General features: G+C 57.5%; 10 protein-coding genes, 2 tRNA genes and 3 rRNA genes. 4 read left to right on the top strand and 11 right to left on the bottom strand.

Annotation, left to right across the window (positions count from 1 at the left end; all coding sequences use genetic code 11):
- Positions 1–65 precede the first annotated feature (65 nt).
- The 5 genes from JIN84_RS15885 to JIN84_RS15865 all read right to left on the bottom strand — a co-directional run bounded on the left by JIN84_RS15885 (position 66) and on the right by JIN84_RS15865 (position 5,902).
- Positions 66–1,214 carry a Gfo/Idh/MocA family protein gene (locus tag JIN84_RS15885; protein ID WP_200352054.1) on the bottom strand — a complete coding sequence of 383 codons (1,149 nt, stop codon included), beginning with the start codon at positions 1,212–1,214 and terminating at the stop codon, positions 66–68.
- A 49-nt stretch (positions 1,215–1,263) separates the two neighbouring features.
- Entirely contained in the window at positions 1,264–2,265 is a 1,002-nt protein-coding gene (locus JIN84_RS15880) for an apurinic/apyrimidinic endonuclease family protein (RefSeq protein WP_234043535.1), read from the bottom strand.
- 183 nt (positions 2,266–2,448) lie between these two features.
- A complete protein-coding gene (locus tag JIN84_RS15875; RefSeq protein ID WP_200352053.1) occupies positions 2,449–3,711 on the bottom strand; it encodes a cupin domain-containing protein in 1,263 nt (420 codons plus the stop codon).
- Between the two features lie 62 nt (positions 3,712–3,773).
- Positions 3,774–4,880 carry a hypothetical protein gene (locus JIN84_RS15870; RefSeq protein ID WP_200352052.1) on the bottom strand — a complete coding sequence of 369 codons (1,107 nt, stop codon included), beginning with the start codon at positions 4,878–4,880 and terminating at the stop codon, positions 3,774–3,776.
- A 5-nt stretch (positions 4,881–4,885) separates the two neighbouring features.
- Positions 4,886–5,902, bottom strand: a complete 1,017-nt coding sequence (locus JIN84_RS15865; protein ID WP_200352051.1) for a hypothetical protein — start codon at positions 5,900–5,902, stop codon at positions 4,886–4,888.
- A gap of 128 nt (positions 5,903–6,030) precedes the next feature.
- Here JIN84_RS15865 and JIN84_RS15860 point away from each other — a divergent pair, with 128 nt between their 5' ends.
- Positions 6,031–7,371 carry a GntT/GntP/DsdX family permease gene (locus JIN84_RS15860; protein ID WP_234043534.1) on the top strand — a complete coding sequence of 447 codons (1,341 nt, stop codon included), beginning with the start codon at positions 6,031–6,033 and terminating at the stop codon, positions 7,369–7,371.
- A gap of 106 nt (positions 7,372–7,477) precedes the next feature.
- The gene (locus JIN84_RS15855) at positions 7,478–8,503 is read left to right on the top strand and encodes an ROK family protein (RefSeq protein ID WP_200352049.1); all 1,026 of its coding nucleotides are present in this window, start codon (positions 7,478–7,480) and stop codon (positions 8,501–8,503) included.
- A gap of 55 nt (positions 8,504–8,558) precedes the next feature.
- On the opposite strand, the gene lgt is transcribed toward JIN84_RS15855, so the two are convergent.
- Positions 8,559–9,602 carry a prolipoprotein diacylglyceryl transferase gene (gene lgt / locus JIN84_RS15850; protein ID WP_200352048.1) on the bottom strand — a complete coding sequence of 348 codons (1,044 nt, stop codon included), beginning with the start codon at positions 9,600–9,602 and terminating at the stop codon, positions 8,559–8,561.
- Between the two features lie 99 nt (positions 9,603–9,701).
- Here lgt and JIN84_RS15845 point away from each other — a divergent pair, with 99 nt between their 5' ends.
- Both JIN84_RS15845 and JIN84_RS15840 read left to right on the top strand, forming a co-directional pair.
- Positions 9,702–9,989, top strand: coding sequence for a hypothetical protein (locus JIN84_RS15845; protein WP_200352047.1), 288 nt, complete (start codon positions 9,702–9,704; stop codon positions 9,987–9,989).
- 81 nt (positions 9,990–10,070) lie between these two features.
- On the top strand, positions 10,071–10,871 hold the full coding sequence (locus tag JIN84_RS15840; protein WP_200352046.1) for a TatD family hydrolase: 801 nt from the start codon (positions 10,071–10,073) through the stop codon (positions 10,869–10,871).
- Between the two features lie 1,032 nt (positions 10,872–11,903).
- On the opposite strand, the gene rrf is transcribed toward JIN84_RS15840, so the two are convergent.
- The 5 genes from rrf to JIN84_RS15815 all read right to left on the bottom strand — a co-directional run bounded on the left by rrf (position 11,904) and on the right by JIN84_RS15815 (position 17,348).
- Positions 11,904–12,019 (bottom strand): 5S ribosomal RNA (gene rrf, locus JIN84_RS15835).
- 193 nt (positions 12,020–12,212) lie between these two features.
- Positions 12,213–15,071 (bottom strand): 23S ribosomal RNA (locus JIN84_RS15830).
- A 280-nt stretch (positions 15,072–15,351) separates the two neighbouring features.
- Positions 15,352–15,428 (bottom strand) — tRNA-Ile (locus JIN84_RS15825).
- A 58-nt stretch (positions 15,429–15,486) separates the two neighbouring features.
- Positions 15,487–15,562 (bottom strand) — tRNA-Ala (locus JIN84_RS15820).
- A 246-nt stretch (positions 15,563–15,808) separates the two neighbouring features.
- Positions 15,809–17,348, bottom strand: a 16S ribosomal RNA gene (locus tag JIN84_RS15815).
- The 16S, 23S and 5S rRNA genes sit together here with 2 tRNA genes alongside, the layout of an rRNA operon.
- Between the last annotated feature and the right edge of the window lie 408 nt (positions 17,349–17,756).

Raw genomic sequence — 17,756 nt, 5'->3', positions numbered from 1 at the left:
GCGCATCGCCCGTTGGTTTTCACCTCTCATCGGCGGAGCTGGATGAATCCGCCCGCATGCGTGACTCATGCCTGCTTCACGTCCACCCACTGCTTGGTGCGGGCGGATTCGAGGACGGCGTCGCAGACATACTGCGTGCCCAAGGCATGGCGGAAGTCCGGGTAGCGTTTCTCGGCGGATGGATCGTCGAGCGACTTGAAGAACTCGGCCAGCTCGTGGGTGAACGAGTGTTCGTAGCCCAGGCAGAGGCCTGGCACCCACCAGTTCCCCGCATACGGATGGTCTCCATCCGAGCAATGGATGCTGCTCCAGCCTCGGCGGTCGCCGGGAACTCCGTGGTCGAAGTATTGGAGGTAATTGAGATCGTGGAGATCCCAGGAAAGGGATTTTTTCTCACCATTGATCTCGAAGGTATTGAGCGCCTTGTGGCCACGGGCGTAGCGGGTGGACTCGAAAATCGCGAGCGAGCCATTTTCAAATCGGGCGAGGAAGGCACAGGCATCGTCGATGGTGACAGGGTGCTTCTGGCCGGTGGCGGTGTGGACACGCTCCTTGATGAAGGTTTCCGTCATGGCGCTGACCGAAACAATCTCGCCGTTGATCCAACGCGCGGTGTCGATGCAGTGGGCGAGAAGGTCGCCCGTGACACCGGAACCGGCGGCCGCCGCGTCCAGACGCCAGAGGCCCGCCCCGCCTTGTGGAAGCTCTTCGGAAATCGTCCAATCCTGGAGGAAGTTCGCGCGGTAATGGAAAACGCGTCCGAGTTCACCGGAGGCCACGATGTTCTTCGCGTGGGTGACGGCGGGTAGGAAACGGTAGTTGTACCAGACGAGGTTCGGCAGGCCGGATTTCTCCACGGCCTCGACCATTTTCTCGCCTTGTTCGCCATTGAGGGCGAGCGGCTTTTCACAGAGGATCATCTTGCCATTCTCGATACACGCGAGGGCGATCTCGGCGTGGGAATCGTTCGGTGTGCAGATGTCGATGGCGTCGATGTCCTCGCGTTTGACGAGCTCGCGCCAGTCGGTTTCGTAGGACTCGTATCCCCACTTTTCAGCGAAGGCTTTGACTTTCTCCTCGTCACGGCCACAGACCGCCTGGCGGACGGGATAGTGCTCGGTGTCGAAGAAATGGGAGAGTTGCGAGTAGGCGTTCGAGTGGGTGCGGCCCATGAAGCCATAGCCGATGAGGCCGATGCGGATAGGTTTTTTCATAAATGAATTCTTAACTTCGATGTTCGATGTCCAACGTCTGATGCCGGGTTCAAATCGCCTTCTCGACGGAGATCATCGCTTCAAGGATGTGTTCCCAAGTCTTCGGGTTTTCCAATGTCTCGTTGGAGAACATGCAGCCATCCCAACAGATGTGCTGGATGCCACGGTCGGCGGCGTCCTTGAGCCAGTAGCTGGAAGCGCGGGCGATGTCGAGTTTGCCATTCGGATCATCCGCGAGGCAGTGGCGGCCGGTCTTGTCGTGCGAGCCGGTGCCGTGGACCGAGCCGTCGTTCTGGGCGACGTGGAAGTCCAAGGTCCATGGGCGCAGGCCGTCGGTCATGATCTTGTAAGCAGACCAGAACTCCTCTTCGGTATAACCTTCCTGAAGGAGGGCGGCCTCCGGTGCGTTGTAGCCCAGCAGATAAAGATAGGTGTGCGCGAGGTCCGCCTGGAAGCCGACGACGCCGGGCATCGCGGTGGCTTCGAGCGTGTCGAGCATGGCTTTCCACGAGTGCATGCCCGCCCAGCAGATCTCCCCTTCCGCCGCGAGGCGCTCGCCGTAACCGGCGGCGATCTTGCCCGCCTTCTGGAAGGTCTCCGCGATCTTCTTGGTGTTGCCCGCAGGATCGTTCACCCATTCGGCGGGGCCGGTCGCGGAGTCGATGCGGATGACGCCTGACTTGCGCACACCATGCTCGTTGAGAATTTTGGCGATGCGGCACGCCTTTTCCACCGCGAGCAGGAATTTCCCCTGATCTTCCGCAGACCCCATGGCCGAGGCCCCCACGGTCCCCGGCCAGATGGGGGCGACAAGCGAACCCACACCGAGTCCGTAACCGGCGATCTTGTCCGCCATCGCTTTCAGATCGTCATCCGAAATATCGGGGTCCGTATGCGGGTGGAAAAGGAAAAGATCCACACCGTCAAACTTGCGGCCGTTCACCTCGGTGGCGGCGGTGAGTTCGAGCATGTGATCGAGCGAGATCGGCGGGTGGTCCGTGCCGGGTTCCTTGCCGACGAGACCGGGCCACATGGCATTGTGAAGTTTCATATTACTAAGGTTTCTTGTGTTTGGAAGTTGTTAGCGATGCGAGTCCGATGAAGAAAACTGGAAGACCAACCATCACCAGCATCCACCCGCGCTCTCCCTTGATCACCAATGCCAATCCGGCAATGACTGCGATGAGTCCGGTAGCCAGGCGTAAGAGCGGATTATTTCGCATCGCAATGAAGATTACTGGTTTTTATAAGCACCCATGGCAGGAGCATCCGGATTCACTTCCGGTCCGAAGTAACGCAGGGCGACGAGAGGCTCGGTGAGGGACGTGTTGGTGAACGTGACGCCTTGTTTCGCGGCGGACTCGGTGCAGAAGAACTCGTCGTTCGCGAGCTCGTTGAAGCGGAGCAGTTTCGGGCAGTTCAGGCGGAGCTTGTTCGCGAAGCCCTCGCCCTGCACGACGATGAGCGAATACGCGCCATTGTCCTTGATGGTGACGGTCTGTCCCGGCTCGACGGTGATTTCCTTCGCGGTGAAATATTGGAAACCATCCACTTTTCCATAGACGATCCACTTGTCATGGAAGCCCTCGCCCTTGCTGGAGGTGACAGGTTCGAGGTAGTGGTTGTCCTTGAAGTTCGGATCGACGTTCTTCTCCCAGTCGAGCTGGTCGATGATGAAGTCGATGTCCTGGTGCTTGTCCTGCGGCATGTCCTTCACGAGGAGCGACCATGGCACCTCGCGGCCTTCGACAAGGTTCTGATACATGCCGAAGACGTCCGAGCCCCACTGGGGTTCGTAGGTGCAGAGGGAACCCGGAGCGTGGAGGATGCAGGGATCGATGAGCCAGCCGGTGCCGACCTTGAGACGGTAGGCTTTCGAAAGGTCGAGGATGCCGTTCTCACCCTTGTTCCAGTTCTTGATGCACTTGTAGACCTGGTCGCGGGTCGTGCCCGGTTCGAAGCCCATGAACGTGTATGGGAAATTGTTCCCCACATTGTTGTGCTGCGGCGGGAAATAATAACTCTCCGGCTTGCCTTCCTGGCCGACCAGCGCAGCCTGCTCCGCGCTCTGGTGCATGTGGTGCGGGATGGGTCCCATGTTGTCGAAGAACTTCGAGTAAACCGGCCATTTGCCATACTTGTCCCACATCGTCTGGCCGATGATGGCCGCGCCGCTCTCGGCGATGGCGTCACGCAGGGTGAAGCGCTCGTTGCCGACGATGACATAGGAAAGCCCCTCGTCCGCCGCACGCCCTTCGTTCGCCGTTTCCGTGGTGGAGCCGAACCAGCGCTCGTCGATGCCGCCGCGGTTCAGTCCGTAGGCATAGGTGTCATCGGGATGCAGCTTGATGCGCAGACCGGGCTGCAGGAACGAGCGCGGCACCCAGGTGGGGGAAAGACGCAAAAGACCGCCGGTGTCCTCCAGATGCCCGTCGATGAGGGCCTTGAGATTCGTCGTGGTGGTGGATAGGTCGGCGGTGGTGAGAGGAACGCTCATTGGGTTGGTTAAGTCGGAATGTTACGGGTGGATTTTTGGAAATTTACATGAAATCAGACATATCAGGCAGGCCGGACAACGTGCCGCCAGTGAAGCGGCACGACGATCTCCCCGCCGGACGTGCCGATGAGTTTCACCGCGTCTTCTCCAGCCGGAACGATGCGGCCCACGGCTCCAAAGCCATCGGGCAGCGCCGCCACCGCATGGATATTGCGCAGCGTGACGGGTGCATCTTTCCGGAAAGTCCTCGTCGTCGCTACTCCATGTTTCTCTAGTAAGCCCCGGCGCGACTCGACCACGCCATCCGCGAAATGGGAACAGACGTCCTCGATGCCCATGCGCCCGCGGTGCCGCCCGAGCCATGGTGCGGCGGTCCGGCCGCCATTGGAAATCCACAGGATGGTGCTCGGAAAATCCACCGGATTTTTCAGCGAAAACCAGACATACCCGTCCAGCACCGCCGCCGACCACGCGAAGGGTTGCTCGTCCGTAACCGGCTGATGGGCGACCATCACGAGATCCTCGTGACCCACGGGCGTGGGGTAATGCGTCAGATCCAGCGTGCCGCCCGCGGCCAGCGCGACCGCGCTGAGATCGGTGATCACCGCGCCTTTCTCAAAAACCTGGGTTTCACCCTCGGCAGGATTTGAAAACGCTCCGGGGTAAACGGAGGCCCAGTGGAACGCGCTCGTCGTCACCCTCCCCTCGCCTTCCGCAAGATTCGAAAAATCGATGACCGGATGGTTGCCATAGCTGAACTCACCTTCCGCTCCGGAAATCTCGTGGGTGAAATAAACCGCATGGTGGCCCTCCCGTGTCTCCAGGGTTTTCACCACTCCGGCTCCGCTGTCGGTCGTGTCGATCCTGCAACGGAGCGAACGCCCGTCGGATTCCAACCGCATCCACTCCGCATTCGCCGTTTCTCCGTGTGGTGGTCCCACCTCCTGCCCACCGAAGGGAAAGCACAGAAAATCCCCCCGCAGCACCGAGAGCAACGGCGGTAGTTCCGGATATTCCGCAGGCTCCCATGGCGAGAGCGAATACGGCGAGACATCACGACCGGCCAGGTGGAAAACCACCGGTGCCATGTGTCCGCCGCGTGCGGTGAGATGGAGATCCAGCTCGGGCGTGCCGAGATGGAATGACGGCTCGCCATTGACGGTTCTCATGTCTGTCAGGCGTTGAGGAATCCGCGGACCTTCAGGTTGTTCAGGCGGTGGGCGACATCGCCCAGGCCGTCCGCCGTCACCTGCATGTAGCTCCGGCCGTCACGGGTATCCACGCCGTGGCCGGGATCCAGCTTCCTGACGAGTTCCAACGCCGGATCCTCGTGGTCGAACACTTCCACGAAAACGTGCTTCAGCTCTCCGGATTTCGCGGCGGCGGTGAGAAGCGCGCCGATCCAGCCATCGTCCGTCGAGAGACAGCCGCGCGTGGTTTTTGCCGAAGCGTGGAAAATGCCGAACTCGCCCGCGGCGGCGATCTCCGCGATGAGCTTCTCATTTTCCGCGATGCTCAGGCCGGAGTCTCCGCAATGCGCGGCGTCCACCAGCAGCTTGAAGAATTTTTTCCCGAGCGCGAGGTTCGCGGCCTTCACGAAGGACCAGCCACGGTCCACATTGGTGAACGTCTTGAATTCGCCGGGCCGCAGGAACTCGATGTGCCAGTTCTCGATACACGATCCCTCCACGCCCGCTTCCTGATAGACACGCATGTGGACCTTCACATTCTGCTCCACCGCCGCCGTGAAGGCATCGCCCGTGCGGGCGGTGTCGGCACTCATCCATTCCTCGATGGAGGTGGAGGAAACGTGGCGGATGCCATGCTTGATCGCGGCCTTGAGGCTCGAGACAAGCTGGGCGACCACGGCATCCTCATCGGCGGGATTCATCGGATTCGCACCGCCGACCATGATGATGAAATGCACTTCAAGGCCGAGCGCCTTCAGACCATCGATCATCTCGGTCACCTCGTCCGCATCGGCCGAGGCGAAGAACGGGATCTGCACGATGTCCATCGCCACCGGCGACGCGTCGCCGAGTTTCTTCATTTCCGACAGGATGAGCAGCGCGCCGTCCGCGTCGCGAGGAAATTTTCCGTTCTCATCGGGCACGATTCCACCGACGAATTTGAAATGGGTCGGCACGACGCCGAGCTGGATCTTGGGTTTGAGAGCGATTTTCGCGGACATACGGTGAGTAAAATGGGCGATCCGCGAGGGGGGAAGTTTGAAATTTCCACTTTTTGGGGGACATGAATTAGGGATTCCCACACCGGGATGGTTTGTTCAGGTTTCGTTTCATGGATTTACCCATTGCCATGCTTTCACCGAATGGTCTGCTGCTGCTCGCGCTGGCGGCCATCATCGGTCTCATCGTCCTGATCGCCCGCTTCAAGTGCAACGCGTTCATCGCGCTGATGATCGCATCCCTCGTCGTAGGGGTCGGTTCCGGCATGCCGCTGCCGGGCATTTCAAAGAGCTTCCAGGAAGGTGTGGGGAACACGCTGGGCTTCCTGGCGATGATCATCGGACTGGGGACCATTCTGGGAAAACTGCTCGCCGAGTCCGGAGCGGCGGAGGTGATCGCGAACCGGATGGTGAATCTGTTAGGAATCAAGCGGCTCGACTACGCCGTGATGCTGGTGGCGTTTCTCGTGGGAATTTCCGTGTTTTTCGGTGTCGGCATCGTCCTGTTAGGTCCCATCGCCTTCATGCTCGCCCGGCAGACGAAGACACCGATCCTCTATCTCGCGCTGCCTCTCGCCGCCGGACTCTCCGTGGCCCACGGACTCATCCCGCCGCATCCCGGTCCGATGGTGGCCATCGGAAAAATCGGTGCTGACACCGGAAAAACGATTCTCTGGTCGATCGCAGTCGGTCTTCCCACCGCGCTCATCACCGGTCCGTTTCTCGCCCGCTGGGTCGCCCCGCGCGTGCCGGTGGCCATCGGCGGACTGGGTGCCGAAGCTTCCGGAAAAGCGGCAGCCCCCCGCCCTCCCGGATTCGCCCTGAGCATTTTCACCATGCTGCTGCCGGTGCTGCTGATGCTTGTCGCCACGGCGGCGGACGTGTCGCTGCCGCCGGAAAACACGGTGCGGCAGGTGGCGGACTTCATCGGAGCGCCGGTGGTGGCCATGCTCATCGCCGTGGTGTTCTCTTTCTGGGCGTTCGGCACCCACTGCGGACTCAAGGGCGGTGAGATTCTGAAATTCACCGAACAATGCGTCGGTCCTGCGGCGAGCATCTTCCTGGTGGTCGGAGCCGGCGGCGGCTTCAGCAAGGTGCTGGAACACTCCGGCGTGGCCAAGGCCATCGCCGATCTTGCAGTACAAATCCCGGTGACACCCATCCTGTTAGGCTGGATCATCGCCGGGCTGCTGCGCATCGCGGTGGGATCGGCCACGGTGTCCATCACCATGGCCGCGGGACTGATGCTGCCCGTCGTGGAAGCCCGGCCGGATACGAACCGCGAGCTGCTGGTGCTCGCGATGGGCGCCGGATCCCTGATCCTTTCCCACGTGAACGACTCGGGCTTCTGGTTCGTGAAGGAATACCTCGGCATGTCCATTTCCCAAACCTTGAAGACATGGACCGTCGTGGAAACAGGGATCGCCGTGGTTTCCATCGTGATCATCCTGCTGGCGAACGCGGTGATCTGAAGCTCCACGTCCGCAACCATTCCCAAGCTGCGGAAGCGAGACATCCCCCCGTTGTGGGGTTGCCAATTTCTTGACAGTGCGGTGCCTGGAAAACAGTCTCCGCATCATGGCAAATGAATCTTCTTATTATGCTGGCCTCGATATCGGCGGCACCACGGTCAAAGCGGTTTTGGTCAATCATCTCTCCGAACAAGTCGGGCCATTGACGGAGGTTCGCAGCATGGTGAAAAACGGCTATGAGACGACATTCGGCCAGCTCGACCAAGCCCTTGACCAACTCGCCGCGGGCGCCGGCATCGAGAAGAGCGCCATCGCCGGCATCGGTCTTGATGTGCCCGCCCCCAGCAGCGACGGCGTGATCTGGGGCCAGGCGAATCTCGGCAGCGACTGGGTGGGCACGGACATCCGTGGAAAACTTTCCGAACGCACCGGCGTGCCGGTCTACATGACGAACGACGGCAATGCCGCCGCACTCGGTGAATACGCGCTGCGCCGGAAACACTTCGGCAGCCTGCTGCTCGTCGCGCCAGGCACCGGGCTCGGTGGCGGCCTTGTCCTGCCGGGCGGACGTGGCTACGAAGGCGCGAACGGCATGGCTCTTGAAGTCGGACACATCAGCGTGCCATTCCGTGAGGACGATGGAGAACTCCCCACCTGCTCCTGCGGCTTGAAAGGCTGTGCGGAGGCATGGGTCTCACTGGTCGCTCTGCGCCGCCGCCTGCGCCTTGAACTCGCCAAACCCGAGTGGACCACCCACCCGCTCAACGAGGGCGACACGCCGGTCGAGGAGAAAGCCTTCAAGCTCCGTGACTTTGCGGAAAAAGGCGACCAGCTCGCGGTCCAGATCTTCAAACAGCAGGGTTACATCCTCGGCTATGCGATCGCCGACATGGTCCGCACCGTGGATCCCGGCCTCGTCGTCATCGGTGGCGGTCTGGCGGAAACCACCTTCCGCGACCAATACATGGAGTGGATCGGCGAAGGCTTCGCGGAACGTGCGTGGCCGGTTTACCGCAACAGTCCGCTCGACCCGGACAAGGTGACCACGCAGTTCGAATGGGCCAGCGGCGGTGACGCGGCGGCGGCCATCGGCATGGCCTACACCGCCCGCGAATTGTTCGGCGAGGTGTGAGGTGGCTTCCGCAGGGGCTGATGTTTCCGGAGGGTGGCGCTGCGGGCCACCCTTGTCAGCCTCTGGTCAGCCCCTTTCTTGCCTCCCGCCATGCGTGGACGAAAAAAGCCGCGGCGAAGAGGAACATGAAGATGGAGAAAAACTGTCCTTTCGTGAGGAGCCTCACCAGCTCGGCATCCGGTTCGCGGAATTGTTCGCCGAGAATTCTGAAAATCGCGTAGAGAGCGAAAAACAGTCCGGTAATGAGACCCGTCGGGGCATTTTTAAATTTCACCCGCACCGTGTAGAGAATCAGGAAAAGCAGGAGGCCCTCCAACAAACCTTCGTAAATCTGTGACGGGTGGCGTGGTTGCAGGAATTCACCGAGTGTCTCCGACACTTTGGGATTCTCGCGTGCGACGGTAACAAGTTGATCGAGAGAAGTCGCCTTTGCCAGCGAAGGCTCGACCTGTGTGCAGGCCTGCCAGGCCGCGCCCTGCACGTCCTGGGATTCAAGTTCGAGAGACTTGGGAAATTTCACCGCCCATGCCACTCCATCCGCCACACGGCCATATAATTCTCCGTTGATGAAATTCGCCATGCGCCCGAAAAACAGGCCCAACGGCCCAACCACGCAGAGGCCATCGGCCAGGCCGGCCCATGACACCTTGTTTTTCTTCGCATAAATCCAAGTGAAGATTGCCAACCCAAGGATGCCACCGTGGCTTGCCATCCCTCCTTCCCATACCCGGAAAACGACCGAAGGATTTTGCGCGATGGCGTTCACCCACTCCGCATTGACCAAGGATACGGCTACATGGTTTTGTCCTGAAGAAAACAGGTTTCCAAACCACTCCCAGTTGATCGCTCCGTCCTTGAAATAAAGAAGGATATAGCCCAGCCGCCCGCCCAAAAACACCCCGAACAAGGCACATGCGGCGATGAAATCCGCCGTTTTCTCCGGCTTCAACACCCATAAGCCACGTTGTGCGAGGTTCTTCAGCAGCAGAAATCCCGCCACGAAGCCCATCAGATAGGCCAGTCCATACCACCTCAGCGCCAGTCCGCCGTAAATCGGCAGGGCCACGGGATCCAAATCATGCACGTAAGTCGCTAACACGCCCGAAGCTCACACCATCCCCGCCCGTCGCGCAAGCGGCACCTCATTTTCCCCATTCTTCGGGATAGGAATTTATAAATCCCTGCTTAAACTTTCCCCATGCCGAGCAAGAAGGACCTCCTAGACCTGCAATTCATCGACGCTAGACACAAGCTCATCGACCTCGCCGCGTTCCTCGACCGCATCGATCGCCACGAGGGCGAAGAAGACTACCGGTTCACCGCGATGAAGACAGCACTTCCCATCCTTCTCTCCGACCGTCCTGACCGCGCCCGCGTCGTCCTGGAGTCCTTTTCGGACCATAGCGGGGAAATTTCCGGAAGCGCCCCTTTCCAAGGAGCCTTCGGCGCGGCCCTCCCAACAAGAAAGCCGGGTGTGGAAGGTTGATGTCCGGGAGGCGGGAAACACCCGCCTCTGCCTCGCTCATCCCCTCCATCAGCTTCCCACCATCCTCCATCAACTTTTTTCATGAAATACATAGAGCCACACGGCCACATGGTCAGCCGGACGACCGACGACTACGAGAAACTCGCCCTTTCCGGCTGCGAGGCAATTTGCGAGCCCGCCTTCTGGGCAGGCTTCGACCGCTCCTCCGCCGACGGATTTTACGACTATTTCCGCCAGCTCACCGAATACGAACCCAAGCGCGCGGCGAAATACGGCATCAGGCATTACTCGTGGCTCTGCATCAATCCGAAGGAAGCTGATGACCCGGGATTCGCCCGCGAGGTCATGGACCTCATCCCGCGGTTCCTCGATTGTCCGACGGTATTGGGCATTGGCGAAATCGGCCTGAACAAGAACACCCGGAACGAATTGGAAATCTTCGAAGCGCACGTGCAGCTCGCGCAGGACCGGGATCTCCCCATTCTCATCCACACTCCCCATCTTGAGGACAAACTCAAGGGAACCAAGCTGATCCTCGATTCACTCGCATCGTTTTCCAAACTGGACCGTGGGAAAATCATCATCGACCACGTCGAGGAACACACCATCTCCCACGTGCTTGACGCCGGCTACTGGGCCGGCATGACGCTCTACCCGGAAAGCAAATGCTCTCCGCACCGCGCCATCGACATGCTCGAAATCTACGGTGCCGAACGCCTTTGGATGAATTCCGCCTGTGATTGGGGTCACTCCGATCCCCTAGCTGTCCCGAAATGCGCGCTGGAAATGAAACGCCGCAGGCACACTGCGGAAGACATCGAACAGATCATTTACAAGAATCCCCGTCGCTTCCTGGGCCAGTCTCCGAAGTTCGAGGCATGAGTCCGCCGGTGTGAGTCCGGCTCCAGCCTATCCACCGGAACCCAGACCGGCTCACGGTATTCCCGAATCCCGCGGAGCTCCCGCCCAAGCTTGGCTTTCCACACTCCGGTTCGATCAGAAGCTGCCGGAGCATGACCTAGTGGATTTTCCAAGTCCCTTTCCGACGGATTCCAAGTTCCTTTCCCACGGATCATACGCCGAAGAAACAGGGCTTCCGGATTCACCAGATCCACCGCCTCCCGATCGCGTTTCATCCTGCCTCCGGACCCAGTTTCGTTCCGCAGCCGGACAGCATGTCCACGGCACACAGCGTTCAGGGTAAACACGCTCCCTTCGGCATCAGTCCCCGGCATCAGCCCCCGGCATCGGTTCTTCGGTATCAACTCTTCCGACGGGCAGTCAACGGGGCGTCGTCATTCTGACGATCGCTCCGGGGGACATCCTGTCCCACGGATAATCCCGGGGAGGTTGAAAATCCTACAGCTCCGCTTCTTTGGCATTGCCTTTGTTTCTCCGGTGCTACGCATGAGATCACGCATTTGACCGGCCAGCCGGACAGGTGGCCCGGAATTGAAAATGGTTTGCGGCAACCGATGTTTCGCGCGACCGGCCCAGGCGGTTTGATTCCTGATTGCCGGTTCTCCTTGGCTGGTTTTCTCGTGAATTTCCGGTTCCTGATCGACAGATGACCGATCCCGGTCCGTTTCATCCCGGGCACCCATTCAAGGACACCTCGGTGGATCCGCATGCGGTTCGTCGGCCGTGGCGGCGGGCGATCCCGATCCTCCTGTGGAGCATGGCTCGGATTGTCCCGTGCTGTCCCCGACGACGAAGAGTCGATTGTTCCCACTCCCCACCGTTTCCACCGTTTCCACCGTTTCTCCTCTTCTACCCCGGTTGTGCTCCCCGGTTGAGCTCCACCGGTTATGCTCCTCCTCTCTCCACGATCCTTTCCACCCTTTCCACCCTTCCCTCTCTCCTCCCCCCGCACAAAAAAAGAGCCCGGCTCCCTTTTACAGGAGCCGGGCATATACCTGGCGACGACCTACTCTCACAAGACCTATCGTCTCACTACCATCGGCGCTGCGGCGTTTCACTTCCGGGTTCGGAATGGGACCGGGTGGTTCCACCGCGCTCTGGTCACCAGAGGGCAATCCTGGAGCCAACTTCCATTGGCGCAAAACTGAATCTCTGACGATCTGAGCTATGTCTTTGTCGACGGTCAAGCGGGCTTCGTTCCCTTCGCCCGCTCCCTGACATCCACACGGAGTTTTCAATAATTCCAAAACCTGATTTCCTCAGGTCCATTCACGGTCTCTTGTCTTCACTAATTCAAAAATAGGAATCAAGCCAAACGGATGATTAGTACTTCTCGGCTGAATACGTTACCGCACTTACACCTGAAGCCTATCAACGTCGTAGTCTTCGACGATCCTTTGGGGAAAATTCATCTTGGGAGCAGCTTGGCGCTTAGATGCTTTCAGCGCTTATCTGTTCCATACTTAGCTACCCGGCCATGCCCTTGACAGGACAACCGGTGCACCAGAGGTATGTCAATTCCGGTCCTCTCGTACTAGGAACTGAACCCCTCAATTTTCCTGCGCCCACAGAGGATAGAGGACCGAACTGTCTCGCGACGTTCTGAACCCAGCTCGCGTGCCGCTTTAACCGGCGAACAGCCGGACCCTTGGGACCTTCTCCAGCCCCAGGATGCGACGAGCCGACATCGAGGTGCCAAACTTCATCGTCGATATGAACTCTTGGATGAAATCAGCCTGTTATCCCTAAGGTACCTTTTATCCGTTGAGCGACGGCAATTCCACATTCAACCGCCGGATCACTTAGGCCTACTTTCGTATCTGCTCGACTTGTGGGTCTCACAGTTAGGCGGGCTTATGCCTATGCACTCGACACACGGTTACCGACCGTGCTGAGCCCACCTTCGCGCTCCTCCGTTACTCTTTGGGAGGATACCGCCCCAGTAAAACTGACCGGCTGACAATGTCTCTCGCCCGGATTCACGGGTCGAGGTTAGATCTTCCAACACCCAAGGGTGGTATCTCACTGGCGACTCCGCCATCCCCTAAAGGATGGCTTCAAAGTCTCCCACTTATGCTGAGCATGAAAATCGAAAAACCAATGACAGCTTACAGTTAAGGTCTATAGGGTCTTTCCGTCCTTCTGCGGGTAGGCGGCATCTTCACCGCCATTACAATTTCACTGAGCACCTGGTTGAGACAGCGCCCAACTCGTTTCACGATTCGTGCAGGTCGGAACTTACCCGACAAGGAATTTCGCTACCTTAGGACCGTTATAGTTACGGCCGACATTCACGGGGACTTGGGTTCAAAGCTTCGCATTGCTGCTAACATCTTGCCTTAATCTTTCCGCATTGGTCACGTGTCACATCCTATACTTGGACTTGCGTCTTGGCAGAATGCTGTGTTTTTGCTAAACAGTCGGTTGGGCCATTTCACTGCGGCCTAGGTAAACCTAGGCACCCCTTCTCCCGAAGTTACGGGGCCAATTTGCCGAGTTCCTTAACCAGGGTTCACTCTTACGCCTTGGTATATTCTACCCACCCACCTGTGTCGGTTTACGGTACAGGTTCCTTAGCATACACCGGATCTTTTCTCGGCACCTTCTTTGGTAATGCGGATCGGCCGTAGCCTCACCTCGGAATTCAATCACCTAGTTACCTCCAAAAATGCGTCAATCCGGGTTAAGGGTCGGAAGTGCAGGAATATTAACCTGCTGTCCATCGGTTACGCCTGTCGGCCTCACCTTAGGTCCTGACTAACCCCGGGACGAAAATCGTAGCCCGGGAAACCTTGGGTTTACGGCGGACGGGGATCTCACCCGTCTTATCGTTACTCATGTCTGCATCCTCTCTTCTTGATACTCCACGGTCAGTCGCCATCGCGCTTCAATGCAATCAAGAATGCTCCTCTACCGCTCCCGTCCCCAGGGACGGAAGCCCAGAGCTTCGGTATAACGCTTATCGCCAATCATTTTCGGCGCGGAATCTCTCGATGAGTAAGCTATTACGCACTTTTTAAATGGTGGCTGCTTCTAAGCCAACATCCTCACTGTCTGTGAAATTCCACATCCTTTCCACTTAGCGTTATTTAGGCACCTTAGCTGCTGATCAGGGTTGTTTCCCTTTTGACGATGAAGCTTATCCCCCACCGTCTCACTGCCGCGTTCTGTTGAATGGTATTCGGAGTTTGATAGGGGTTGGTAGACGGGTATGCCCCCTAGCCCTTTCAGTGCTCTACCCCCATTCATAAACACGCGACGCTGCACCTCAATGCATTTCGAGGAGAACCAGCTATCACGGGGTTTGATTAGCCTTTCACTCCTACCCTCAGCTCATCAGAGAATTTTTCAACATTCACCTGTTCGGTCCTTCACGCAGTATCACCTGCGCTTCAACCTGGCCAAGGGTAGATCACCTCCGCTTCGGGTCTAGCACGTGCAACTAAGGTCGCCCTGTTCGGACTCGCTTTCGCTTCGCCTCCGTCCCCTAAGGACTTAGGCTCGCCACACATACTAACTCGCAGACTCATTAAGCAAAAGGCACGCCATCATCCCCGAAGGGACTCTGACACCTTGTAGGCACACGGTTTCAGGTTCTATTTCACTCCGCTCACAGCGGTTCTTTTCACCTTTCCCTCACGGTACTTGTTCACTATCGGTCGCTAACTAGTATTTAGCCTTATGCCGTGGTCGGCACAGATTCATACGGCGTTTCACGTGTGCCGTATTACTCAGGAACTCCCTAAGGCCTCGTTGGATTTCGGTTACGGGGGTATCACCCTCTGTGCCGGAACTTTCCAGTTCCTTCACCTATCCATTGAGGTCCCATGACGGGGTCCTACAACCCCGGGAGCAAGCTCCCGGTTTGGGCTGATCCGCTTTCGCTCGCCACTACTGACGGAATCGATTCTCTTTCTTTTCCTCCGGTTACTGAGATGTTTCACTTCACCGGGTATCGCGTCTTCTTTCTTAACTTCCCATATGATCCTAAGATCGGGCTTCGGAAAGAAACGATGGCTTATTAAAACCACCAGGTTACCCCATTCGGAAATCTCCGGATCAAAGCGTATTTGCCGCTCCCCGAAGCTTATCGCAGCTTAACACGTCCTTCATCGCCTGTTAGCACCAAGGCATCCACTGTGTGCCCTTTAAAGCTTGATTCCTAATTGAAATCAGCCACGCGGACTTTTCCTTATCTTCCGATGAGGATAGTTTCCACGCTTTGCAGGTCTTTCGACCTGCCTACTGCCGGCATCTCTGCCGGCTTTGCCGTAAAAATTGATGTATTTGGGAATTAGAATATATTCAAGGACCGCTAAGAATGGCTCTTTATGAGTCATCAATATTTATTGCAGTCTTGAAATTATTTGTTTCTCCATGTGGATGTCAAAGAGCGGACTCGTTTTTTCAGTATGGAACTTCAATCTCTTCGGTAATGGAATGGTGGGCCTGATAGGACTCGAACCTATGACCCCCGCCTTATCAAGGCGGTGCTCTAACCAACTGAGCTACAGGCCCATTTGGATTCCACAAAGCGTTCCCTCCGTTGCCGGAGTCCGAGGCGCTTCATGAAAGATGGTGGAGGTTAACGGATTCGAACCGTTGACATTCTGCTTGCAAAGCAGACGCTCTACCAACTGAGCTAAACCCCCTTTACCGAGGGTGCCCGTTTCACGGGGTGGTGTTGAAGTGAGGAGAAAAGATTAAATTGTGCACTGCGTAACCTATCAATAAATACACAGTTGCGTGGTTTTTTGGTTTGGAACATCCTGCGATGTTCCGGTTTTAAGTGTTTCAGGTGTCTAACTTGCGTTTTGACAACCCCATCCCCCGTTGCCGGGAGCGGGGTCTCGACCTTTCACAGGGACCGTGAGAACGGTTTGTGAATTTCTCCGTAGAAAGGAGGTGATCCAGCCGCAGGTTCCCCTACGGCTACCTTGTTACGACTTCATCCCAGTTACCAGCTACACCTTAGGACCCTACCCCCTTGCGGTTGGTACGGGCACTTCGGGTGCGACCGGCTTCCATGATGTGACGGGCGGTGTGTACAAGACCCGGGAACGTATTCACGCCGTCGTAGATGATACGGCATTACTAGCGATTCCAACTTCATGGAGGCGAGTTGCAGCCTCCAATCCGAACTGAGCCCAGTTTTGCAGATTTCCTCCACCTCGCGGTCTCGGTTCTCATTGTGCTGGGCATTGTAGTACGTGTGCAGCCCAAGGCGTAAGGGCCATACTGACCTGACGTCGTCCCCACCTTCCTCCCAGTTGATCTGGGCAGTCTGACTAGAGTTCCCACCTTCACGTGCTGGCAACTAATCACAAGGGTTGCGCTCGTTGCGGGACTTAACCCAACATCTCACGACACGAGCTGACGACGGCCATGCAGCACCTGTGCAAATTCCCCGAAGGGTCACGCGCTTTCACGCGCTTAGAGATGCATGTCAAGCCTTGGTAAGGTTCTTCGCGTTGCATCGAATTAAGCCACATACTCCACCGCTTGTGCGGGTCCCCGTCAATTTCTTTGAGTTTTAGTCTTGCGACCGTACTTCCCAGGCGGCACGCTTAACGCGTTAGCTCCGGCACAAGGGGGGTCGATTCCCCTCACACCAAGCGTGCACCGTTTACTGCTAGGACTACAGGGGTATCTAATCCCTTTCGCTACCCTAGCCTTCGAGCCTCAGCGTCAGGAATTGTCCAGTAGCTCGCTTTCGCCACGAGTGTTCCTCTTGATCTCCACGCATTTCACTGCTACACCAAGAATTCCAGCTACCTCTCCAATCCTCAAGCACGGCAGTATCGGATGCAGTTCCGGGGTTGAGCCCCGGGATTTCACATCTGACTTACCGCGCCGCCTACGCTCCCTTTACGCCCAGTGATTCCGAACAACGCTCGGGACCTTCGTATTACCGCGGCTGCTGGCACGAAGTTAGCCGTCCCTTCCTCTTCTGGTACTATCAATCATGTCCGCTATTAACAGCCATGCCTTACTCCCAGATGACAGGAGTTTACAATCCGAAGACCGTCATCCTCCACGCGGCGTTGCACCATCAGGGTTGCCCCCATTGTGAATTATTCTCGACTGCTGCCACCCGTAGGTGTCTGGACCGTGTCTCAGTTCCAGTGTGCCTGATCGTCCTCTCAGACCAGGTACCCGTCGTAGCCTTGGTGAGCCGTTACCTCGCCAACAAGCTGATAGGGTGCGAACCAATCCTTCAGCGACAGCCTTGCGGCCACCTTTAATCTTGCGATACCATGGGGTATTAATCCAAGTTTCCCTGGGCTATTCCCCACTGAAGGGCATGTAATTCACATGTTACTCACCCGTGCGCCACTAAACCAGAATTGTATTACTACTCAACTGATCCCGTGCGACTTGCATGTCTTAAACACGCCGCCAGCGTTCGTTCTGAGCCAGAATCAAACTCTCCGTAAAAATGATCTGATCTTTCAGATGCCGTCGCCGGCACCCGCGATTCAAATCGGGGTTGTTGACTTCAAGAGCCAACTTCCGCGCACTGTTTCGATATTGAAACCAGATGCGCAGCGCACAATTTAATCTTTTTCCTCTTCCCAGCGATATCATAGTCTGCTTACGACCGCCTTGCTTGAAGCGTCGGAATCCTTCGCAGGACTTGAATCCTTCGCAGGATCCACCGGTTCACTTTCTCACTTGGCACGATTACCGCTGAGCCATACTGTCAAAGAGCTTGTTTCGAGGGGACTAAAAAGCCGATCGGGTGGTTTGCACCGCGATCGACCGTCTGTCTCTCGGTCGCCCTCCGTCGTGGCGACGGGGAGACCCTAGATTGACCGGCCGCCCCCGGTCAATCCATTTCGTGAT

It is taken from the genome of Luteolibacter yonseiensis (assembly GCF_016595465.1).
Taxonomy (GTDB): Bacteria; Verrucomicrobiota; Verrucomicrobiia; order Verrucomicrobiales; family Akkermansiaceae; genus Luteolibacter; species Luteolibacter yonseiensis.
This window is presented reverse-complemented; position numbering and strand designations above follow the sequence as displayed.